The sequence below is a fragment of the Williamsoniiplasma luminosum genome, from assembly GCF_002803985.1.
In the GTDB taxonomy this organism is placed as follows: Bacteria; Bacillota_I; Bacilli_A; order Mycoplasmatales; family Mycoplasmataceae; genus Williamsoniiplasma; species Williamsoniiplasma luminosum.
The window spans coordinates 774,700-799,883 of sequence record NZ_CP024963.1 but is presented as its reverse complement, the minus strand read 5'-3'; the positions used below and the strand labels follow the sequence as shown (position 1 = coordinate 799,883).

At 28.5% G+C, this 25,184-nt stretch carries 17 protein-coding genes; all 17 read left to right on the top strand.

The window, feature by feature from the left end:
• Positions 1-12: 12 nt before the first annotated feature.
• The 17 genes from ELUMI_RS03470 (at position 13) to ELUMI_RS03390 (ending at position 25,136) form a co-directional block, all read left to right on the top strand.
• Positions 13-1,476 carry an NCS2 family permease gene (locus ELUMI_RS03470; RefSeq protein WP_025734791.1) on the top strand — a complete coding sequence of 488 codons (1,464 nt, stop codon included), beginning with the start codon at positions 13-15 and terminating at the stop codon, positions 1,474-1,476.
• Positions 1,477-1,510: 34 nt separating this feature from the next.
• Positions 1,511-2,668: a tRNA 2-thiouridine(34) synthase MnmA gene (mnmA, locus tag ELUMI_RS03465; protein ID WP_275667564.1), complete on the top strand. Its 1,158-nt coding sequence runs from the start codon at positions 1,511-1,513 to the stop codon at positions 2,666-2,668.
• Between the two features lie 39 nt (positions 2,669-2,707).
• Positions 2,708-3,337, top strand: coding sequence for a hypothetical protein (locus tag ELUMI_RS03460; protein ID WP_025734793.1), 630 nt, complete (start codon positions 2,708-2,710; stop codon positions 3,335-3,337).
• Positions 3,338-3,756: 419 nt separating this feature from the next.
• Positions 3,757-4,713, top strand: coding sequence for a DHH family phosphoesterase (locus ELUMI_RS03455; RefSeq protein ID WP_025734794.1), 957 nt, complete (start codon positions 3,757-3,759; stop codon positions 4,711-4,713).
• Positions 4,703-6,142: an MFS transporter gene (locus tag ELUMI_RS03450; protein ID WP_025734795.1), complete on the top strand. Its 1,440-nt coding sequence runs from the start codon at positions 4,703-4,705 to the stop codon at positions 6,140-6,142. Before ELUMI_RS03455 ends, ELUMI_RS03450 begins: the two co-directional genes overlap by 11 nt.
• A gap of 297 nt (positions 6,143-6,439) precedes the next feature.
• Positions 6,440-7,171, top strand: a complete 732-nt coding sequence (locus ELUMI_RS03445) for a glycerophosphodiester phosphodiesterase (protein ID WP_035019125.1) — start codon at positions 6,440-6,442, stop codon at positions 7,169-7,171.
• A complete protein-coding gene (locus tag ELUMI_RS03440; RefSeq protein WP_025734797.1) occupies positions 7,162-8,640 on the top strand; it encodes an MFS transporter in 1,479 nt (492 codons plus the stop codon). Before ELUMI_RS03445 ends, ELUMI_RS03440 begins: the two co-directional genes overlap by 10 nt.
• 29 nt (positions 8,641-8,669) lie before the next feature.
• Positions 8,670-10,142 (top strand): MFS transporter, encoded by a 1,473-nt coding sequence (locus ELUMI_RS03435; RefSeq protein WP_025734798.1) that lies wholly within the window; start codon positions 8,670-8,672, stop codon positions 10,140-10,142.
• Positions 10,143-10,711: 569 nt separating this feature from the next.
• Positions 10,712-12,403 carry a lipoprotein gene (locus tag ELUMI_RS03430; protein ID WP_025734158.1) on the top strand — a complete coding sequence of 564 codons (1,692 nt, stop codon included), beginning with the start codon at positions 10,712-10,714 and terminating at the stop codon, positions 12,401-12,403.
• A gap of 33 nt (positions 12,404-12,436) precedes the next feature.
• Complete coding sequence (locus ELUMI_RS03425) at positions 12,437-14,242, top strand: ABC-2 transporter permease (protein ID WP_198514012.1); 1,806 nt, start codon at positions 12,437-12,439, stop codon at positions 14,240-14,242.
• Between the two features lie 44 nt (positions 14,243-14,286).
• The gene (locus ELUMI_RS03420; protein WP_025734160.1) at positions 14,287-16,836 is read left to right on the top strand and encodes a lipoprotein; all 2,550 of its coding nucleotides are present in this window, start codon (positions 14,287-14,289) and stop codon (positions 16,834-16,836) included.
• A 106-nt stretch (positions 16,837-16,942) separates the two neighbouring features.
• Positions 16,943-18,562, top strand: coding sequence for an ABC transporter ATP-binding protein (locus ELUMI_RS03415; RefSeq protein WP_025734161.1), 1,620 nt, complete (start codon positions 16,943-16,945; stop codon positions 18,560-18,562).
• Positions 18,563-18,661: 99 nt separating this feature from the next.
• Positions 18,662-20,038: a hypothetical protein gene (locus ELUMI_RS03410; RefSeq protein ID WP_025734162.1), complete on the top strand. Its 1,377-nt coding sequence runs from the start codon at positions 18,662-18,664 to the stop codon at positions 20,036-20,038.
• A gap of 173 nt (positions 20,039-20,211) precedes the next feature.
• Positions 20,212-22,245 carry a lipoprotein gene (locus ELUMI_RS03405; protein WP_025734163.1) on the top strand — a complete coding sequence of 678 codons (2,034 nt, stop codon included), beginning with the start codon at positions 20,212-20,214 and terminating at the stop codon, positions 22,243-22,245.
• Positions 22,246-22,268: 23 nt separating this feature from the next.
• The gene (locus ELUMI_RS03400; protein WP_025734164.1) at positions 22,269-22,454 is read left to right on the top strand and encodes a hypothetical protein; all 186 of its coding nucleotides are present in this window, start codon (positions 22,269-22,271) and stop codon (positions 22,452-22,454) included.
• Between the two features lie 28 nt (positions 22,455-22,482).
• Positions 22,483-24,159 (top strand): lipoprotein, encoded by a 1,677-nt coding sequence (locus ELUMI_RS03395; RefSeq protein WP_025734165.1) that lies wholly within the window; start codon positions 22,483-22,485, stop codon positions 24,157-24,159.
• Between the two features lie 512 nt (positions 24,160-24,671).
• A complete protein-coding gene (locus ELUMI_RS03390; RefSeq protein WP_025734166.1) occupies positions 24,672-25,136 on the top strand; it encodes a hypothetical protein in 465 nt (154 codons plus the stop codon).
• The last annotated feature ends 48 nt before the right edge of the window (positions 25,137-25,184 follow it).

The window sequence follows — 25,184 nt, the reverse complement described above, 5'->3', positions numbered from 1 at the left end:
AGGAAAAAGATTATGCAAAAAAATAACGTTTTAAACGATAAAGATCAATTTCAATGATCACAAAACAAAACAGTTTATCGAATTCAAAAATATTTTCAATTCGATAAATTTAACACAACTTTAAAAAAGGAACTGCTTGGTGGTTTAACAACCTTTTTAGCCCTTGTTTACATCTTGAGTGTGAATAAAGGAATTTTAGAACTTTCCCCATCAATCAATGATTCAGAACAACACATGAATGGTTTTGGTATCTTTTTTGCCACAGCCATTACTTCGATTGTGGCCACCTTATTAATGGGATTATGAGCCAATGTCCCAATTGTCATGTCTCCGGGAATGGGGATGAACACTTTGTTTACATACACTTTGGCCCAACAAGCCAAATTAGGTTTTGAAGGAGCGATGATTGCTGTTTTATTAGCATCAATTTTCTTCTTTTTAGTGACAGTCACTCCGATGCGACAAATGATTTTACAAGGAATTCCTAAATCCCTATCAGTGATTTTTGCTGTGGCGATTGCCTTTTTCATTGCTTACGTTGGACTTGAACAAATGGGTTGATTTGCAATTGAAAAAACTTCTGGTTTACCCGTCGCTTCCCTTTCAACTTTAAAAGAAAATTATTTATTTATTATTTTGGGAATGATAACCTTATGTTTAATGCTGTTCTTTCACTATAAAAAAATTAATGGGGGTGTTGCTTTATCAATTTTAATCGGATTTGTTCTTGCAATCATTTTAGCCAACACCCTTCCAAGTGAACAAATCACTAAAATTAGCTCAGCTAATTTTAGAAATGGTTTTGATTTTACTTATGATTTTGATGGATTTATTTGAAACATCGAATCTGGAATGAAGGCTTTTGCAAATCCCAAAATTTGATCAAATCCCGGATTATATGTTTGTGTTTTAGTTGTCATGCTGATGTCATTTTTTGATGATAGTGCTGCCCTATCAGCTTTATACATGCAACGTAACCAACATATCAAAACCCCAATGGAAGTGAGTCGACCAACAATGTTAATTGATGCTGGTTCTGGAATTTTAAATGGACTTGTCGGAGTTAGTTCGATGTCAATTATGGTTGAATCAAGTGCTGGAATTAGCCAAGGTGCTAAAACTGGAGTTGTTGCTTTAGTCAATGTTGCTTTATTTGGTGTAGCGATTGCGCTCTTCCCAATTTTTGCAACAATTCCAACAGTTGTGACTGGGGCTGCTTGTGTCTTTATTGGAATTTTAATGGTTTTACATATTTCAGAAATCGAATGAGATAAACCAGAATTTGCAGTCCCGGCCTTTCTTGGAATTTTATTTGCCATCACAACATTTACTATTGTAAATGGAGTAGCAGTAACCATTTTAGCTTATGCATTTGTGATGATCATCACAAATAAAGCTAAAAAAGTGCATATTTTAATTTGACCACTATGTTTATGCTTGATTGCTTACTTTGTTGCCTTTGCTTTCATTCAATAAAAATGTTAAAATAGGGATGCTTTAAGCACCCTTTTTACAAGTTAAAAAGAAAGATAAGAGAATGAAAAAAGAAAAAATAATCATTGGTTTAAGCGGTGGGGTGGATTCATCTGTGGCTGCGTTATTATTACAAGAACAAGGCTATGAAGTTGAAGCTTTATTTATGCGCAATTGAGATTCAATGGCCAACAATGATGTGCTTGGTAACGACAAAGAAACTGGAGAAGTTTGTACTCAAGAATTGGATTACAACGACGCTAAACAAGTTGCTGATAAACTGGGAATTAAATTACACCGAGTTGATTTCATCAAAGAATATTGAGAATATGTTTTTCAATATTTTATTGATGAATATCAAAAAGGCAGAACTCCCAATCCAGATATTCTATGCAATAAATATATTAAATTTGATAAATTTTTAAATTACGCTTTAACTAATTTAGGAGCTGACAAAATTGCGATGGGACATTATGCTGGAGTCAGATATAATGAACAAACTCAACAATTTGAAATGATTCGAGCTGTCGATCAAAACAAAGATCAAACATATTTTTTATCGCAATTGAATCAATTTCAATTAAGTAAAACATTATTTCCATTGCAAAATTTAACCAAACCAGAAATTAGAAAATTGGCCAAAACCCATGGTTTAATTACTGCTAATAAAAAAGATTCAACAGGAATTTGTTTTATTGGTGAACGTGAATTTACCAAATTTTTACAAAATTATATTCCCAATCAACCAGGTGATATTGTTGATATTCATACTCAAAAAGTTGTTGGAAAACACATTGGTGTGATGTATTACACCATTGGTCAACGCAAAGGTTTAAATCTTGGTGGAATGGCAGAACCATATTATGTGGCTAAAAAAGATATTGAGGAAAAAATCTTATATGTTGCTTCAGCAACTGATGAAAGTTTATTATTTGCCAAAAAATTAATTGTGAATGAAATTAATTGGATTTTAGATTTAGCAAAATATGTTGATGATCCAAACAATTTTGCATGTACTGCAAAATTTAGGTATCGCCAAACAGATACAAAAGTGAGATTAGTTAAAATTTCAGATAATTGTTATGAAGTTAGCTGCGATCAACCAGTTAAAGCAATAACCGAAGGCCAACAAGCAGTCTTTTACTTAGAAGATTTATGTTTGGGTGGCGGAATTATTGACAAAGTCTTTCAATAACAATTACAATAAGATATAGATGAAAAGAGGTGGTTTACAATGGATACAATGACAATAGTCCTTATGGTCGTTTTGGTTGGGGTAATCGGATTTGTAATTGTAACAACAATTACTGGTCGTAAAGCCTCTAAAAAAGAAAAAGAAAAACGTTATCAAGAAGTTCGTGAAAGAATTAAAAGTTACATTGCCAAAGAAGAAGGTCGTAAAAATTTACGTATTGAATTTGAAAAAGTTTATGCCCGCAAAGGTGCTGAATATAAATATCGTGATGTCTTCGATGTTGTGATTGAAATTATTGAACCTAAAACTAATAAAATTTTAGAAATTAGAGCATATGAAGTTGAAGGTTTAACAACTAAAATTGATAAGAAAAATTATAAAACTGATTGACAAGTTAATGGTGTTTTAGAATTAGAAGATACTAAAAAACGTATTGCAATTTCTGAGAAAAAAATTAAATTAACCAAAGAAGAAAAAAATCAATTAAAACGTGATGAAAAACTTCGTGGTAAAGAATTAAAAGAAAAAGAAAAACTTGAATATAAAAAAGTTAAAGCAGAAACTAAAGAAAACAAAACTAAAGAGCCCAAAACTTTATCAAGTGCAGATCGAATTAATAAACATTTACAAACTCAAAAATTTGTGCCAACACGTAAAAAAGCTGATTAAGATCAACTTACTTTACAGTTAAAGATAATTATTTAAAATTCCATTAAGATGGAATTTTTTGTTTTTTAAATCTATTTTTATAGAAAACTTATATACCAAAAAATTATTAATACTTTGAAAGATTTAATTTAATAAAATTTTCCAAGATATATATGATTAATGATAAAATATTATTGTGAGTTTTTTCTCTTTGTTAATTATAAAAAATAGTTAAAAAAGAGAAAGAATTTATGGAATTAATAATTAACTTTTTAATTCAATAAGAGAACAAAATATCAATAACCAATTTCAGACATAACTTTGAAATGCAAAGCGTTCAGTTTTTAATTTGGCCTAAAAGCATTTTTAATGAAATTAAAAATGCTGCTGTTTTATATTGCCCTTATTGAATAAAAAGAAATTAAGAGAAGAGAAAAAAGATGGAATTAATCAAAGAGATTTTTAATGAAATTAAAAAACATGAAAAAATAATCATTTTAAGACACAAACTACCAGATGGTGATGCATATGGTTTTCAATTTGGCTTAAAAAGAATTATTAATTTAAATTGACCAGATAAAATTGTTAAAATATCTGGTTTACCAAATCCAAGACTTGATTATGTTGGCACTGAATTTGATGAAATCAAGGATTCAGAATTTGCAGAAAGTTTAGTGATTGTTGGTGATACTGCCAATACAGCTAGAATTGATGACGAGCGATGAAGTCTTGGTAAAAAAGTGATCAAAATTGATCATCATCCAAACCGAGAACCGTTTGGGGATTTGATTTATGTGCGAGATGATTTTTGTGCAGCAAGCGAAATTTTAGCAGATATGATTAGAAGTGAAAATCTAAAAATTGATGCGGAAGCTGCTAAAATTATCTTCCATGGAATTGTGACTGATTCAGGAAGATTTTTAGTCCGTTTTCCCAAACCAAGAACCTTTGAATTAGCTGGATGATTATTACAACAAGGCTTTAATTTAGAAGCTCTTTATCATGATTTATATGAACGACCAATTGAAGAAGTAAGATTCACATCTTATGTTTATGACAATTTTAAAACTAGCCCAAATGGTGTTGCTCATATTTACTTGCCTAAAGAAAAATTAAAGGAATTTAACCTTTCAGCATTCAGAGCGGCTTATGATTATTCAACATTATTAGCAGATATTCAAAATGTACCAGTGTGAGTAATTTTTGCCCAACTTGAAGATGGCACTATTCGTGCTGAATTAAGATCATCTGGGGTGACTATTAATCATGTCGCTGAACAAAACGGTGGGGGTGGTCACAAAACATCTTGTGGCATTCAATTTAAAGATTTAACCATGATGGATGTGGTTATCGATCAATTAGATCAAACTTTAGCAAAGGAGAAAAATGGAAACTAAAGAAAAAAAGAAAAAATCCTTTGGCTTGTTTAACTTTTTAAATGTTAAACAAGACAGAGAAGAAATTACCAAAGATAATCTTTACGATTTTATTTTAAAAAAAGAATATAACAAAAACCAAAATATTGTTTTTTGATCTACATTTGTTGGTTATTTAGTTTTCTACTTTACAAGAAAACAATGAACAATGGTGGGAACTGAATTAATAAATAACGGAATTTTAGACAATAATTATTACGCAACAATCGGATTGGTGTTTTCAATATCATATGGGATTGCAAAATTCATATCATCACCATTATCTGATACAAAATCAAATAAATGACTGTTGTCATTAGGATTAATTGGGGCTGGTGTCTTAAACATTGCCTTTGGTTTCTCTTGAACTGGGGCCACAGCCACAAACATTATCACCGCTGTTGTGATGAGTTGTTTAATTCAAGTTGTGATTGGTTTTGTACATAGTTTAGGAGCAACACCTTCAATTCGTTTCTTTTACAATTGATTCAACAACAAACAAAGAAGAAATCGAATTATAACTTGAAATGTTGCGCATAACATTGGGAGTGCGCTATCAACATTTGTGATTTTAGGATCAAATGTCCTATTTTCAGAACTGCTACCTGCAGAACTTAAATATTTATCATTCTTTTTATTACCAAGTATTATTTCAATTGTGATCGGTATTTTCTTGTTATTTTTATTAAAAGATACACCAGAATCTGTGGGATTACCGCCAGTTAAAACTTATTACAATATGGAATTGATTGGAGTCAAAGACCAATCAAAAACCCAAATGGACGAAGAAAAAGGGAAACCATGAAGATACTTTTTTGTCAAATATGTGCTCTTAAATAAATATGTTTGACTGTTATTCTTTGTGAATTTATTTGTTTATACATTAAGAATGGGGCTAAGTGATTGAAGTTTACTTTACTTTAAACAAGAGTATAATTTCGATGTTAAAGCTCAAGGTAAATGAATTTACTCAATGTTCGACTGAGGAGGGTTAATTTTAACTTTAATTGTTGGATTATTAGCAAATAAACATTTAAAACGCTTTGCCCCAATCACCTCGGCAACAATTGGAATTTCAACATTTGCTTTAATTGGAATTTGAACTTTATCAGATGGTCAATCAGGCATATTATCTATTTTTATGTTCTTGGCTGGATTTATTTATATTCCGCAATGTTTCTTACCAATTATGGTTAGTGAATTTTCACATTATCGCGTTGTTTCAACGGCAAGTGGATTATTCGGAATGGCTGGATATATTGGTGATGCAATTATGTCCAAAGTGATCATTGGAATGGGATTGTATAATGCCCAAGCACGTTGAGATGCAATTTTCATCTTCTTAATTGTTTGTGGAAGTTTAGCTGTCTTATTACTGATTCCGATGTTTAACAAACGTCATACTCAATAACAAACTCAAAAAAATCCATTCAAAATGGATTTTTTTTATTTGCAACTTTAATTTAAAAAAATAAAAAAAGGAAGATTTTCCAATAAAAGAAGTAAAAATGATAAAATATTCCCATAAGGTTTAAAGAATTAAATCAAAAAATAAACCTTGTTAAAAACATTAACAAAAATAAAATAATGAATTAAAACAAAATTTTTACAAAACTGCAAAAATAGATTGTGAATATAAAAAATGGAAAACTCATTTTCACAATTTCATTGTTCATAATATCATAAATTTTAAAAGGAGGGACTTATTATGCTTGTAGCGCATAGAGGTTTTAGAAGTCCAAAGGGTGAAAATCGAATGGTTGATTTCATTCAAGCCTTAAAGATTTGTAAAGCTGTCGAATTTGATATTCGACTAACCAAAGATAAAAGAATTATCATTTTTCATGACCATCATTTAAGAAGAATTGGTCATGAAAATACAACAATTAGAAAGATAACTTATCAAGATCTTTGTAATTTGGAATTTTTTCAAAAAAACAAAGATTATCTTCCACCATTATTTATTGAAGATTTTATTGCTAAAATCAGTGATCAATACAAAATGATTAATGTCGAAGTTAAACCAGACCGGTATTCTGTTCAAGAATTCAAACAATTAAAAACGGCTTTAGATATTTTAAGAAGTACGACTAAAGCTGAAATTGTTGTTTCTTCATTTAGTGTCAATGTTTTAAAATGAATCACGACATTAGATGCTAAAAATTTCAAAAAGGGTTATCTTTTTGAAAAACCAAGTGAAATTAACTGGGATCTAATTAAAAAATTTGACTATGTTCATCCGTATGTTGGGACTGTTTTGCAAAAACGCAATCAAGTGCTTTTTGCCAAAATTAATTTACCAATGAATATTTGAACGTTTAAAGAAAATATAACTGTTGATAAAGTTAAAAAACTTTATGATTCAAAAATGATTCATGCTTATATTAGTGACAATCCCAATTTAAAAATTGAAGATAAGGAGTCAAAATCATGAAATTAAAAATTAATAAAATGTCCATCAAAAATATTTTCACAGGGATTAGAAATAATTTTCCATTAATTATTTTGGCGCTGGCTGATGTGGTTGTGATGGCGATTCCATTTTATATGGAAAACTTTATTCCCAATATTTATCAAAATCTTGGACTTAATGCCTCAGATTATTCACAAGCAGGGGCCACATATGGATTTGTAGCGATTCCTTCATATTTATTAGGTTCATATATTGGGGATAAATTCAAAAGCAAAACCTTAATTCTGGTGAGTTTAATTATCTCTTCAATTTTAGGAGTTTGATATGTGAGTTTACCAATTTCAGCTTCATATATTGCCAATGCCACTGTGACTGCTGTTCAATTAAATATTATTTTTGCTGGTTTTGCTTTTTCAACATGTGGTCTATTTTGAGGACCACTGTGAAAAGCTGTGAAAAATCATGGAACTGAACACCTTGAAGGTGAAATTCAAGAAAAACAAGTTGGTAAAAATAATGGTTACCAAGGAATGATGAACGGTTTAATTGGACTAACTCTAGCCTTATTGGGAACCTTGCTGTTACAACTTTCAACAAGTAAAATTATTCCCAATGTGATGATTAATGGAAATGCAATCAACTTAGGATTTTTCATCTTGGTGATCATTTATACATCCTTGATCATTGCATCTTGTGTCTTAGCACTTTTATATTTAAAAAATTCATCGCGTGATGAAGGAGAGGTTAATTTCTCAATTAAATCGATCATCACAGTTTTAAAAAATTGGCAAGTTTGACTTTTAGCCATTTTAGTTTTAGGTGTTTATATGTTACAAATGGGTTTAAGTTCATATGTTAACTATTTGTCAAACGTCTTTTTAATCCCAGCTCTAGCGGTCATGATCATTGGAATTTTCAGAACTTATGTCATGAGATTTATGATTGCTGGGTGATTTGGAAAAAGAGCAGATAAATCGGGAAATTATATTTTATGAATATGTATCGGATTATTTATTGGTGTCTTATTAATCTTATTGGGAGTTGTTTTGCCAGGGTTTAAAAATAATTTTAACCCCAATGATAATCCAATCACAGGCACAATCATTCAAGTTGTTGCTTGTACAAACTTAATTTTAATTGGAGCACTTACTTGAGCATTGGTGACTATTAGATGATCTCCAATTGGGGCTGAACTAAATGTGGAGAACCAAAATTATGCAACAGCTGTTAATATTATTTCAATTATTGCCTTTACCCCTGATGCTTTCTTCAAACAAATTAAATCAGCGATTGAAGCAACCCATCATACAACCCTTCCTGGTTCAACAACTCAAGTTGCTAACCAGTTAGGAAATCAATTAATTTTGACTGTCGCAATTGGGTTTGGTTTAGTTGGATGTATTTCTGGGATAACCCTTTATATTCTCTTGTATCGTAAATCTGATAAGTTTATTTTTAAGAAAAAAAATAAACAAATGCTTACTAAAAACAATTAGTTAAACAAATCCAAAAAGGAGGCAAACAAATGAATAAATTAAAAACAAGAAAAATTAATTTCAAAGATTTCATGGTGAATACAAAGAGTTATTTTCCATTAATCATCTTAGCGTTGGCTGATGTTGTGGTCCATGCTATTCCACTTTATATGGAAAACTTTATTCCAAACATTTATGCGAACCTTGGACTTAATGCATCTGAGTATTCACAAGCGGCTGCAACATATGGTTATGTTGTCATTCCAAGTTACTTACTAGGTTCTTATGTGGGTGACAAATTTAAAAGCAAAACTTTAATGGTGGCCGGTTTATTACTAACTTGCATATTGGGTGGGTGATATTTAAGTTTACCGATTTCATCTGCATATGGGGTCACTACAACAGCAACTGCTATTCAACTTAATGTGATTTTTGGAGGTTTTGCTTTTTCCATCGCTGTCCTATTTTGAGGGCCACTTTGAAAAGCTGTTAAAAACCACGGAACAGACCATTCGGAAGGCAAAGCGAAAGAACAACAAGTTGGTAAAAATAATGGTTATCAAGGAAAAGTTAATGGTCTAATTGGTCTAATTTTGGCTCTATTTGGAACTTTGTTGTTACAACTTTCACAAAATAGCATCTTACCTGATGTTGTGATTAATGGTAAAAATATTAATGCCGGATTCTTTATTTTGGTGGCCATTTATACAACATTAATTGTTGTTTCTTCAATCTTGGCTATTCTTTATATTAAAGAGGCTGAAAGCAAAGATCAGAACACGAGTTTTTCAATTAAATCCATTGTGACAATTTTAAAAAATTGACAAATTTGATTACTTGGAATTTTAGTTTTAGGTGTTTATATGTTACAAATGGGACTGAGTTCATATATTAATTATCTTTCTAACGTCTTTTTAATCCCGGCTCTGGCTGTCATGATTCTTGGAATTTTCCGAACTTATTTTATGAGATTTATGATTTCTGGTTGATTTGGCAAAAGAGCAGATAAATCTGGGAACTATATTTTATGGATTTGTATCGGGTTATTTATTGGTATTTTGTTGGTCTTAATTGGTGTCCTATTACCAGGTTTCAACAACAATTTTAATCCAAAAAATAATCCAACCATGGGGATTATTATTCAAGTTGTTGCCTGTTTAAATCTAATTTTAATGGGTGCAGTAACTTGAGCATTAGTCACAATTAGATGATCTCCAATTGGGGCTGAATTAAATGTTCAAAATGAAAATTATGCAACAGGTGTCAATATTATTTCGATTATTGCCTTTACACCAAACGCCTTTTTCAGACAAATAAAATCAGCAATTGAAGCTAATCATCATATGACTCTTCCTGGTTCAACAACCCAAGTTGCTGATCAATTAGGGAATCAATTAATTCTAACTGTGGCAATTGGATTTGGCTTGGTTGGATGCATTTCTGGGATAATTCTCTACATTCTTCTCTACCGAAAATCAGATAAACTTGTTTTTAGAAAAAAAGTAAAAATGATTAATCAATAATTTTTTTCAGCATTTAAAAATCGACTTTAATAGTCGATTTTTTTGACCAAAAAACAACTTTATTGAGGAATTTATCTAGTTAAAATATGTTAGAAAAATTAAATTTTTAATGATTATGACTAAATTAAATAGGATTGATTTTTTTGCCTTTTTATTGAAAAATAACAAGTTTTTACCCCTTTTTAGACCTTAAATGTTAAAAAAGTAGGTAAAAACTTGTTTTTTTTTTTTTTTGTTTCAATGAGAATAAGAGTTGTATTTCATATCTGGGTTTGGGTCTTATGAAGTGGAAAAATTTTAAAACTTTAAAAATAGTCATATTTTTTCTTTTTTAGTTATATAGATTAGAAAAATATCCAGTTTTTTAAAAAACTAAAACTTTAACTGTTCAAGATCGAAATCAGAAATTTAATCTAATTTATTAAATTGAATGATATTCGAAGATTTGAAAATAAATTCTAAAAAATAAATCAATGTAAGTATTGTTGCTATGAAAACAGACATAGAACAACAGCAAAATTGAATTCATAAAAACATAAATAATTTATTTTTTTATAGGGAAGGAAAAAATGAAAAAATTATTAGCCATTCTTAGTATTGTAGGTTTAACGACCACGATATCAACTAATGTTGTTGCTTGTACACAACCAACAGGGGTTGATATTGCAACTATTAATAAAACATTGTTTGCACTAGCTTCAAAATTTGGTGAGGAAAATAAAGCTTGAGAAAAAGAAAAATTAGAAAAATTAATTGTAGACCAAAAAATTGATATTGAAGGTGGAATTACAGTAGAAATTATAAGTATTCAAGAACCGGGTATAACAACAACGGGTAAACAAACCATCGCATTTAAAGGTAATGCCTCTAATAAGAATAATTTTATTTATTCTGGTAATACAACTATAGAATATGAGTTTGGAAATAACAAACCTCAAGAACCAAGAGAAATCACCCAGGCCAAAATAAAAGAAGCTGTTGATGGAGTAGTAAAACATCTAAAAGACACAGCATATAAAAACAAATCATTAGTAGAAACAAAGTTTGGTATTGGTGAAAATCGTCCTATGCCGGGCGCTGCTGGTGAGGGGCTTGGTTTTGGAAAAATTTCAGAATTCCAATTTCAAGATCAATCAATAATAAAGACTAATAGCAAAGCAGGAGAAAGAGAAGAAATAACTTTTTCTTTTAAGGCAACAATCGGATTGACAAGTGATGCATTTAAGTTTGCAAATGATGTTGATCCAAATAAGATTTATTCCTTTACTGGTGGTCGTGTTTGGAAACCTATCGAACTTACAAAAAACGACATTGATCAATTTAAAGAAGAATTAAAAACACAAAAATTAGAGTTTAATAATGCTGATGAATATCTTCGTGAAATAAAGAAAAGAATTACAAAAACTTCATTAGGACAAAAAGAGGCTATTAAATTTGATGAATTAGGAAATTGAGATCCTGGAGAATCAATTGGTCCATATAATAATTTACCCAATGATTCTAAATATTGAAGTTTGATATCAAAAATAATCATAAAGCCAAATGAATACATAGGTTATTCATTTAATAAAGATGTTAATAAGACTGTGAATTTACCAGTTAATTTACTTCAATTAGATAATTCTGCTGAACAATCACTTGAATGAAACATCTTTGAAAAAAGAATTGGTGATGATATGTTAGTACTTCCTCAATTCTTAAAGTTTGGAGAAAAATTAGATAATTCTAAATTTAAAACTATGCAAGGTCAATATTTACTTGATACAAAATTTACTAGTCCATGAATTATTCGAATACCAGAAGCTCAACCTCCTCTTGGTGAAGAAGATCCATGAGAAGAAGTTGGTGAACCTAAATATGATGAAAAACAACAATTTCAAAAGCAAATAAAGGAATTCATAAAACCTATTGATGACGAAAATTGAAATCCAAATGGATTAATGCGTTCAACAACAAAGTTCGGTTCTAAATGAGTCAATGATTTTAAAACCAACGATAAGGTCTTATTTTTTAAACAAGATAAAGAAGGATTAGCAGCGATTAAAAAGACATTAGAGTTATCAAATAAAACCAATACTCTAAAAGAATTGACCAAAATTAAAGATGTTATTAGTGTAATTAAAAAAGATACTTTTCCAGGTAGTCAACAATTTTATAATGCGATTTTACTTCAGAGACAAACTGATGATAAATATAAAATTTCATCAAAAGTGTTTTCGGTTAAATTAGTTAAGGTTCCACCGATTACAGAAGATGAATAATGATTTTGCACAACATGAAAGGATGTGAAAATAATGAAAAATAAAATTTCTAGAAACTTAATCGAAATGCCCAAGGATATAAATGTTGAAGAGAAATTGATCAAATTTAAACTTATACCATTTTTAAAATTGATCAAATTTAGTTTTAAGAGCATTATTAAAGAACTCTTGTTTTACATCCTTAATATTTCAACATTAATCGTGTCAATCATTATTGGTGTATTATTAGCTTTTACTAAAAGCGGTGCTCAACAAGTTGTGATATTTAACTTTTTTATCTTATTCTTTGTTTGCTGTTTAATGTTTGTCTTTATATTAAGAATGGTTCAATTCTTCTTTAACAAAAATTTTGAAGATAAAACAACTTATATTGTTTTAACTAATCAAGTTAGTCGAGTCAGATTCTTTCTAGCTCAATATATCCTTATTCTGCTTGTCATGATTGTCAATATTGTAGTAAGTTTTCTTGTTATTAATATGTTTTACGCATTTTGCACACTTTTTAAATATGACATGTTTATTTTAAGAATGACGGTTTGTTATTTGATATATTCAATAATTGCAATATTCTTTTTGACTAACTTCATTATGTGTTTAATTTTTATTTTTACTTTACAAACAACAACCATTATTTGCACGCTTTTATTAGCATTAACATTCATCGCAAATATTCCAATGTCGTTTGTTAAATTAAGTGAAAAAAGTTATACAGTCACATTTCAAAATGGTCAAATTCTTAAAGTTAATGATGTTTATGATGCTTATACGCTAAATGATAATATTGCCAAAGGCAATATTAAATATAAACATTTATCTAAATATGTTTATGATTCATTTATCGAATCTAAATTAAATTTAGATGACTTCAGCTCTAAAGATTCGATTGATTCACGAATTAAAATCTGATCAGGTTTAGGATTAATCAATCACAATCCCGTAGTTCTTAAAGAAACTAATGCCAAATTATTTGAAAAACCATTAAGAGATGAAACAGTTCCAAAAAGTTGAAAAAGAAATAACTTATTTAATATTCAATTGACTTTAAACAATACATTTATTTCTGAAAATGAATTGGATGAATTGATAAAAAATAATGAAGACGATAAAACCAAAAACATTTTGCTGGATTTAAGAAATTTCACCAAAGAAATAACCAATTATTTTTCAGATAATGTGCAATATGAAAAATATGATTTATTCAAAGATTTCTTCTTTTTAAAAGCAGGTATGACAAATAGTTATTTAGAAAATATCAAACCTGAAAATGAAAAAGAAAAAAAATATGCCTTAAAAAAAGAGGATGTTGAATCATTTTATAACTACACAATCAGAGGTAATCCGGGAGATGGATTTAAATTTAGTAACATTGATGATTTCATTAAACAAAAAATGAATTTTAAATTAATGTACATTGCCGGTATTTTAGAAAAATACTTTATTAAATATTCTAGCAACTATTTAATAATGTCAACAACTCCAGTCGCACATAATAAAGGTGACTGATCAGAATATGAAAAAGGTCGTAAAACCATGGAATATCTCTCATATTTTAATTTATACAATGGCCTATGAATGTTCTATACAAAAAACCTAGGTTTCTATTATGAAGACATTTGGTTCGCTCCAGCTTCAGATTCGAAAATATATTTAGAAAATCAAAAAAATATGTTTTTAGGATACCCCGAATATAATATCAAACTCGATTCAGAAGGAATAATCGCTAAAGACACAACAAATAATTATATGAAACCTTGATATTATCTTGCGATTTTATTAGGAATTAGTATATTGAGTTTCACAATTGCACTATTCAGATTTAGAAAATATGATTTCAAATAACCAATAAAAAAAATAAAAAAATAAAAAAGAAAAGGAATTTAAAAATGAAAAAATTATTAACATTACTAGGTGCAATTTCATTAGTTGCAGCCACTAGTGCCACAGTTGTTGCTTGTGGTGGTGATAAAGATAAAAAACCACCAGTAGCAGTCCCTGATGCAAAAGAAGAAACCAGAGCCTTGATTGAGAAATTAAAAAATGAAGTAGCATCTAAATGAAATGATGAAATTTCAAGGCCAATGACTTATAAAGCAGGTTTTTTTGCAGAAGAAGCCGTAGCTAACGAGTACTCTTTTTTCACCAAAAGAAATCTAAAAGAAGTTTATGATTTAAGTGCTTTGAATGCAAAAATTGTCGAAGCTAAAGCAATTGTAAAAGGTAACAAAACTCAAGTAGCATTTGATGCGCTACAAACAGCAATTGAAAAGGCCGAAGAACAATTGAGTAATCCAACTGGTGCTGAAGCAAATAAAAAGAAATTAGTGGAAGAAATTCAAAAATTTTATGATTCTCCTGATGAACCAAAAATTGCAACAAATATAGTTTCTGCAAAAGCAATAATTACAACATTTAGTGATCTTTCTAGTGAGCAAATTTCAACAAGATCTTCAAACTTAGAAGAATTAAAAATATCAATTACCACCGCAGAACAAGCTTTAAAAGTTGGTGTAAATAAACCACAAAGTGCTAAAAATATTTTGCAAGCAGCAATTGATAAAGCGATTGCAGTTGCAGAAGAAGCTTCAGCACAAGGAGCAAAAAAAATATTAGATCAAGCAGTAGTTGATTTTAACAATGTAAAAGATGAAGAAAATACATTTAATTTTTTCTCAATTTTAACTGAAGGTAATAATACAGCTTTTCGAAATAACATCGAAAATCTACTAGACCCAATTACAAAAATGAAAACATTAAAAAGTGCAATTAGTATGCAAACTTATCAAATAATACTTGGTAAGTTTCAAAATAATTGAATTGAAGATATTAAATTCGATTACCAAAATGCACAAATCCAATATGTAAATAATCCAACACTTAGAGCTGAAGAAAAATTTATAGCAAATATTACTTTAGATTACTCAAGTAAATATAAATATAATGATGCTGAAGATGCAGTTCAATCAGTAAACTTAAGTGGAAAAATTAGAATTATAATTTCTGATGACCAAGTCTTTATTGAAACTATTAATGATGTTCATAAAACTTTAGCCGGTAACTTAATGAAGAGTGGAAATCCTTTAGTGTGAATTGATCAAAATAGTTTAAAAAGTACCTATCCAGAAATAACAGATGCTGATATTATTGGTGGTAATAACAATAAATATAAAGCTGCATTAGCAAAATATTACAAGGATAAATTAAGTGCTGATCTTCCAAAAAAAATTGTTGAAGATTACTTTAGAAAAAGTGAAAGTCCAATTTTAAAAAATATTGAACCAATCGCCAACTCAATTAAACCAATTGGTGATAAGGACATGTTAGAAAAAAGTCGATTAGGGGCAATGAATTTAAAAACAATCAAAATGACTAAATTCTACAACCAACCAAACGGTCAAAACGGTGTCATTCAAGCTGGAGAACTAGAAAGACAACAAGTATATTTAGGTAATGTTGGTGTATCAACACCAGGACTTGGTGGATGAGCTGAAAAAACCTTAGTTGATGGAACTAAGGCACAAAATAAAACTTTATATAATGATTTAAAAAAGACATTTGAAAACAGTAAAAAATCATATACATCAAAATTTATAACAGAAGATTACAGCAAAGTTGTTAAAGATGCTAGTGGTGATACTAAAGAACCAGCAAATATGTCGGACCTACAAAAAACTATTGTTAAACATGAACAAGTGAAAATTCAAGGTATGAGTTTTATTACACCAAATGGGTATAAACAAGAATTAAATCCAATTTCAATCGACTTAGCTCTTGCAGTTGATAAAACTTCGATGAAAGAAGAAACAGTTGAGGGACATGCATTTGCAGCATACTACAAAGGTATTAAACATAATTTAGATGTATTTCATAGATTTTACGGAATCTCAAAAGCTGAGATTGACAATTTAACCCCTGAAAGACAAAAAGCTTTAGTGTTTAATATGACAGGAAAACCTCTTGATGAAAATGGTAAAGAAATTGAAGCTATAAAAAACTTTAACATTTGAGATTATTGAGCAAAAATCCCTGAAAAACAAAGTTTTTTAAACGGAAAACGTGAACCATTAGGAAAATCAATTTTTAATCAGGCTTTAAATTTACGAGTGAATTCTGCAGTAGAAAACGCTAAACAAATTTGAAACGAATATTTATTTAGCAAATTAATCGGATCTTCTGAATTTGATTTTCAATGAAAACAAACAAATCCACAAGGTTGAGACAATTTAAATACATATAAAATAGATGAAAAACCAAAAGATCTTAAACCTGGGCTTGTGTTAATGCCAGCAGCTGGGCCTCAATATAGACAATCCATTGAATTTACTATTAGAAATGACTTATTTAATATCAAAATTGGAGAAAGATTCAATAAAAATGATTGAGCTACATGCCACAATTCTGGAAATATGACATACACATTAATTGGAAAAAAATAGTTGTGTATTTAGCAAAATTATAAAAATTTAAGTGATAAAATTAGCTCTTTTAGATCAAAAGCCAAATTTTTATCAAAATTCATTTAATAGATAAGGAGGAATTAAAATGATAAGAAAAACAAACATCAAAGAAGTACAAGATTTAAATAAATATGAAATTGTCGTAAGGAATTTTCATAAAAAATTTAAAGACATTAATATTGGTCCTTTTTCATTTGAAATTGAGAAAGGTAAAATTAATGCAATTTTAGGTAGTAGTGGTTCGGGAAAAAGTGTTTTTATCAATTCATTATTAGGTGCTACTTTAAGTTATAAAGGAAATATTTATATTACAGGTAAAGATCGCAAAAAATTTAATTCGATTGAAATTAATTCTAAAATTGGGTTTTATACCCAAATGGATTTCTCCTTGTATCCTATTTCTGCATATGCCTTTTTAAGTAATATTTGCAACGTTATGGGAATTGATCAAAATCTTGCCAAAGATAGAATTGAATATTGATTAAAAAAATTTGATTTATGAACATCCAAAGATAAAGCTTTAAGAGATTTTTCATGAGGAATGAAAAATCGGATGAATCTAATTATATGTTTTATTAAAGAACCTGAAATTATGATTTTAGATGAACCAGGTTCCAACTTAGATTCAAATTGACGTAATAAAACTTATGACATTATGAACGAATTTATTGCCACAACTAATTGCACAATTATTTTAGTTGTTCATAACATTAATGAAGTTTATGACAATATTGACAACTTTATTATTTTAGAAAGAGGACAATTATTATTTGCTGGGACTAAAAAAGAATTAGGATTATACAAAAAAATCAAAGTCTATTTTGAACAAAATGTCGATTTAGAATTAGTTGAAAAAATTTTAAACGAAAATGATATTCTCACTTTTCAACCCAAACCAAATGAAGATAGCATTATTATCGGTTTAAAAAAACATCAAACTTTTAATGATTTAGGAATTTTAAATTCAGTGAATATTAAAGTCAAAACTGTCACTTCTCAACAAATTAATATTGACGAAATTCAAAAAGCCCTCAAAGATAAAGAACAACCACACATTCCTAAATATGCACCAATTTTCAAATTGGAAAACAATGCTGGTCAAGTGTATGTCGAAAATGTTCCATCAATTGATGATGTACAGCTGTCTGATGAATCAAAAGATATTAATTTAGAACAACAAGAAGAAAACCCAAATGAACAAATTCTAAATCAAATTTTTGATCAAGAAAACGATTTAGATTCATTAATAACTTTAGTTACTAATTTAAAAGAAAACGGATATTTTAACGACACTGATGAAGCCGATATTGACTCTATACTTTTACAACAAGAAAAAGAAAGTAATTTAGCAAAATTACAAGCAAAAGCAAAAGCGGAACTTGTACAAAAATTGCAATCTAAACCAAAAACGCAATCCCAACCAAAAACACAATCCAAACCAAAACAAAAATCGCAATCAAAAGTAGTTAATGCAAAAAAAGTTTCCAAAATTGACAAAGTTGTAGATACACCAAAGGTTTTACCAACTTCAAAGGTTCCAAAATTGCCAAAAGTCACAAAAGTTTCAACTGCTCAAAACATTTCTGAAATTAATGAAGCTCAAACTGCAACAATTAAATTAAATTGTAATGAAAATCAAATTCTTCAAAATCGAATTGATGAAATTAGAAATAGATTAAACAAAACTTCAAATAAACATAAATAACAATTTTGAATTGAATTACAAACAACAACAATACACAACTTTAGTTAATAAAAACACTAAAAAGAGTATATAAAACCCAAAATGAACAAGGAGATTCACATGAATTCACCAAAAGAATCAGAAAAAGAACCAAAACCCCAACCAAAAAATACAGACGATTTAAGTAAAATAGCAAATCTTTTTAACGATAAAATCAACAACTTAGAAAAAATGATCACTGAATTAGTTAAAAAACCTGAACATACTGTTCAAACTAATACAGATAATATTTCTAAAACATCATCTCAACCTTCAACTAATCCAAGTAAAGAAAAGTTTAAAGAACAAGTTTGAGAAAAGTTGAAAGAAAAATATTTGTTAGATTCCTCACTTAATTCCTTATCTGATAATGAGAAGGCATTAAAAGAATATCTTGATATCAACTTAAAACAACAACATAGTAATTTGTTAAAGGAACTAGATTTATTCAATTTAAAAGCTAAAGAAGCCAATGATGTATTAACCAAAAAACTTGAAAATGAATTAACAAATAATATCAAAAAAGCTTTTAGCACTTTTAAAGAAAGCTTACAAAAAGACATCGATAAAGAAATTAAAATTCATAACAAGGATATCAAAAAAACGATAGATCTATTAGAATCGCATTATTCTGCAACTCAAGAAAATATTGAAAAATTGAAAAGCGAAATATCTAATTCTATTAAAACTTCAGATTTAGAAGTATTTAAAAAAGAATTCTTAGATTCGATGAATTTAGAAGATCGATTTAAAAACATTAATTCAGAAATACAAGATGTTGAAGATGAAATTTTAAATTTGAATAATGACATTAAAACCTTGACTGAGGAAAATAATTCATTTGTACCAAAAGCAAAATTTAATGAATTTGAAAATGAATTTTCAAATTTACAAAATGAACTCGAAACTTTAAATCAACAAAACAATTCATTTGTCTCAAATACACAATTCGACGAATTTAAAAATGAAATTATTAAATCTACTAAAGAAGGTATCGAAAATCTAAATCAACAAACCGATCTATTTGTTTCAAATACACAATTCGACGAATTTAAAAACACCATTTCAAATTTACAAAATGAACTTAAAACTTTAAATCAACAAAATAATTTATTTGTATCAAATGAAAAATTCGATGAATTTAAAGACGAAATTATCAAATCTACTAAAGAAGATATTGAAACTAGTCGTTGATTATTAAATCAAGAAAAAACTCAAAATGAAGCTAAAATTCAAAAAGAATTAAGTAATTTAAAAGCAGAATTTTTAGAATATTTAGACATTATTTCTGCTTTAGATAAGAAAACTGAAAATTTAGTTTCTGATAAAAAATTAGAGGAAATGAAATCTAAATTAATCAGAGAAGTCAATAAGCGTAATGATCAACGTTATTTAAAAACGAATGATCTAGAAACTGTTTTAGATACTATATTTGATAAAAAAGATGAAATTTTATAATTAAAGAATTAATTATAAATAACCTTTTAATTTACAAAAATTATCAAAACGAATTATATAAATGCATTAAAAAAATAAAAAAGAAAGGAAAATTTAACAACTAAAACACATTAAGAAAAAAGCATTATTTTCTTATTTGTAAAATTTGCTTTAGGTGTTAAAAATTTAAAACAATGAAAAAATTATTAACATTACTAAGTACTGTCTCGTTAATTACAACTATTAGTGCAACGGTTATTTCTTGTGGTAGTGGAATTAAAAACCCAAACACTGGAGAAAAACCTAAACCAGATCAAGGAAAAGATGAAATCAATGCTTTAATTAAAAATTTTGAAAATGAAGTTACAAGTAAATGAATTCAGCAAGTTGCTTCGCCAATGAGTAATAAAGCCAATCTTGTAGATAGTGAAACTAACAACATTGACATTAATTTTTTCAGCCGTGAAAATTTAGAAAGAATTTATAACAAAGCATCACAATCTCCTTCATCAATAATTAATTTAGAACCAAGAAGTGATAACCCAACTAATGGGGGACACAAAACATTTTATGAAAAACATTTAGATGGTGTAGAACAACAAAGATTTGTAAAAAGTGTTGAAACTATTTTAAGCCCAATCAAGATGATGAGTGAAATGAAAAAATCAATTAGGCAACAAATGTATCAAGTATTAATTGGGTCATTGGGTAATGCATGAATTGAAGATATTAAATTTGACTATAAAAATGCCAAATTAAACTTTACAACACTTGATGGTGAAGAAACCAAAAATAAATTCTTAGCAAATATTGAATTAGATTATTCTGCTAAATATAGTTATCTTGATTATGAAAACCAAAAAGTAAATAAAGAATTAAAAACAAGAGTTTCAATCACTATTTCTGATGATGGGGTTATTATTGAAACTATTAAAAAAGTTCAAAAAAGTTTAGCTGCTGATTTAATGAAAGACGGTAGTGATTTAGTATGAATTGATAAAAACTCTTTAAATGGAGCTTCTGCTGAAGATATAGTTGGTGGAAAAACCAAAAAATATGAAACTGCATTAAACTCATACTATACAAAAAATTTAATTCAAAATCTTCAAAAAGAAATTAAAACAAAATATTTTGACAAATCTAATAATTCAATCCTAAAATCCACTCATATATCATTAAAAGATTCAAATGATGTAATTAGAAGTTTGTCAAACACCAGTCAAATAGGTTCATTGAAATTGAAAGATGTAAAACTGACAACTTTACAAGGAAGTGAAGCTGGCATCATTGATGCTAAAGAAATTGAAAGACAAAAACTATATTTAGGTACTACTACAACTATTACTAGCGATCCTTTATATGAGGATTTAAAAACTGCGTTTAAAACGCAAAAGAATGCATATTTGGATAAGTTTGACCAAGAGTATGATGAAGTTATTAAACATGCATCAATTGAAACTGAAAATTCAAATAATTTTCATATCAAACCAACAATTGCAAATCATGAATTAGTTACATTTAAAGGAATTCAATTTCACCTATCTAATGGTTATAGTCAAAACTTGAATGATATTAATATTGACATAGCAGTTTCTGTTGATAAAAAATCAACACATGAAAATGATGTTAATGGTCAAATTTTTAAAGCATATCATAATGGTGCTAAAAAAAGTTTAGATGTTTTCCACCGCTTCTATGGAATTAAACCAACTGATATTGATGAGCTAAATTCAACTTCTATTATGGGTCAAAAAGGATTATTGTTCTATATGACGGGTAAACCACTTGATGAAAAAGGTCAAGAAATTGACAAAAATTTCAACATTTGAAATTACTGAAAAAATTTACCATCAGATAAAACTTTCATTAAAGATAAACCCAATTCTAAACTTATTACAGATGGTTTAAATTTAAACATTGATGATGGTAATGGTACTGTTAAAAAAATGAAAGAAGAACATTTTATAAGTCAATTAGTTGGGACATCAACTTTTAGTTTAGATTATAGTCAAAAATCTTCAAACAATAATGACAATGAGAGATCGTTTTGACTTGCAGAAAGAGATAAACTGGAACCCGGATTACGTGTAAAAAGCAGTCAAGATGTTTCATGAACAACTTTACAATTGGAACTTAAAAATGACTTATTCAAAATCAAATTTGGTGATTTTGAAACAGGTAAATTTGATGATAGCAAGTTTGATTTTACATTGATTGCTAAAAAATAAAAATAAAATTAAGGAGGAAAAAAATGATCAAAAAAAGAATTACAATCGATTTTGATAATGAAAACCAATATAAGGAATTCAAAACAAAAATGAATTATTTAAAAACAATGACATACATCACTAATAACGGCAATGTTATTAAATACTGTATTGATTCGAAATATGATAATGAAAAAGAAGAAAACACACGAAAAATTAATAAAATTTAAAACCATTTTAAAGGAGGTATAAAACATTATGAAAAAATTATTAATATTATTAGGCAGTGTATCAATGCTAGCAGGGAGTGCTACAAGTGTTGTTGCTTGTGGTAATCCAACAAAAAATGAACAATTGCTTTTTCAAAACGCAATTAAAAAAGAACTTGAGCAAGCAAATCAAATAACAACTCAAAAACAAGCTGATCATTACAAAAAGACTTTTGATAATGGTGAAATTAAAATTGAACATGTTGACATTGCATTAAATTACACATCTCCAACTTCAACAAACAAAGGTTTATTCCAAGTGATTTTTACACCAACTGCTAATGAAAAATATAGTGGTGCATGACCAATTGGTTCATCCAATAATGTTATTGAATATGATGTTCAAACAGCATTTGAAGCAGCAATTGCTGAAGAACTTAATTATGCCAATGAAATTAAAACCCGTTCAGCCGCTGACCATTATGAAAAACCAAACATTAAAGATGTTGACATTACCAATGCTTACACAACACCTCTTCCTAATGCTACAAGTACATTTCAAGCTGCTTTCAATCCAACGCCAACTGGAATTTATCGCGAAGCTGCTCCACGCTCTTCAAATTTAAATATCATTAAATTTGAAGATCCTGGAATTCAAGCAGAATTTAATGATAAAATTGCTTTTGAAAAAAAACATGCAAATGAAATCAAAACCCAAAAACAAGCCGAAGATTATATAAATGATTTCAAACCAGACAAAATAACAGATGTCAAAATTGAGATATTTTACATAAAACCAACTCTAGAAACACAAGGTTCATTTTATGTAGTTTTTAGCCCAAAACCTGGTGGAAAATATCAAGGAGCTTTGTCAGACCCTTCAAAGAAAAATACATTTGAATATGACCATCAAATCTTTTTTGAAAAGGCAATTGAAAAAGAACTACGAAGAGCTAATAATATAAAAACAGAAAAAGAAGCTGAAGAATATGTAAAGCAAAACAACAATGGACAAATTAAAATTCAAGATGTAAAAATTAAACCAACATACATAAAAGCTTCTGCTCCAGACAGTCCTGGTTTGTTTTATGTGGATTTTATTCCAGAACCAAATGGCAAATACAAAGAAGCTAATTCAAAACAATCAAGTCAGAATTCAATTAGAGGTGATCTTCAAGCTTTTTTTGAAAAAGCAATTGAGTCAGCATTCAAAAATGCAGAACAAGTGCAAAAGCGTTTAGAAGCCAATAACTATAAAACTCCTATTGTTAACGATGTTCACATTGAAAAAAAATATGAAGAACCAAAACAATGGAGACCTGGTTCATTTCAAGTTACTTTCATTCCAACTGCTAATGGTATATACAAAGGGGCTAAATCAAAACAAACAAACAAAATTGAAATTAAATACGAAGCGATACATATTCAAGAATATTTAGATGCCATAAATCCTATGGTAAAGGAATTCGAATCTATAAAATATTTAAATGATGGACGTAATTTTTGAACTCGTTTTGGACGTGGATTCCATGAGTGGGATCGACTACCTAATGGACACACAATTGTTACTGGAAGTAAAACAGAGATACCAGGTGTTGAAATTAAGTACACCGTCGAGGCTATGACTCCTTATTCAAGACGATTAGAAATGGAACTTAATCCAATAGAAAATCATATTTACAGTGATGTTGGTAAATCCCAATTTTTGAGTAAAACAGTAAACTAGTTGAATCGGAGGCAACATACTGAACATTTAAAATAAGATTTTATTTATTTTTTTATGACACATCATTAAAAAGAATGCATTAACTTAAGGACACCATTTTAAAATTGAACTAAATCTATTTGATTTAATTAAAATAAATATTGGTGTCCCAAGAACGAAACCATGAATAAATATCCAAGTTCTTTATTTACAAAACCTTAACAGGTTTTGTTTTTTATTTGTCTTTTTCGAATATAAGTGTTACAAAAAAAGTGACACTACATAAAATAATTTTTTTCTCTTCACCTCTTTTTAAGATTGAAGAGAAAAAAATCTTTACAATAAAAACAAGAATTATCTGAGACTTTTTTGAAGGAAGACAATTAAATTTATTAAATTTAAAATCATGATTTCAAAAACAAAAAATAAAATAATAAATTGCAAATTGATAAAATTAGAAAATTTAACAATAATTCGTAGAAAGGATAAAAAAATGTTTAAAGTTAACAAAAATCCCAAAAAAGGTTGTTTCAATGAGTAAAGTAGATATTAGTCAAATTACTCTTGAAGAATTTACTGTGGGAGATTCAAAAGCCCTTGTTTTACAAAGAGTGAAAGAAGGTATTGATGCGAAAATTGCAGGAACTAAAGTGGACGTGGATTATGAAGTAATTAGTGAAACAAATTACACTTCTTATGTTTATGTTACAGCATTGCCTGAATCAACAAAAATAACTGGTGAATTTAAAACTAATATCAAAAAATTTGATCTTGGAAATATTGATAATATTTATATGGATACAGATACTCCCATGTATGTAATCTATGATCTGATTAAAACCACAATTAGAAAAAGAGTTCCGACAACACCCAAAGCCCAAGCTTACACAGATTATACAGTTCAAGGTGATTCAAGTGCTGCTGGTTCAATTACTATTAAGGCAAATCCGCAATCATTAATTCTGACTGGTGAATTTGAGATTATAATTCGAGATTAATTTCTTTATTGAAATTTCAGACCCTTTATTGACAAAACCTTTAATTAG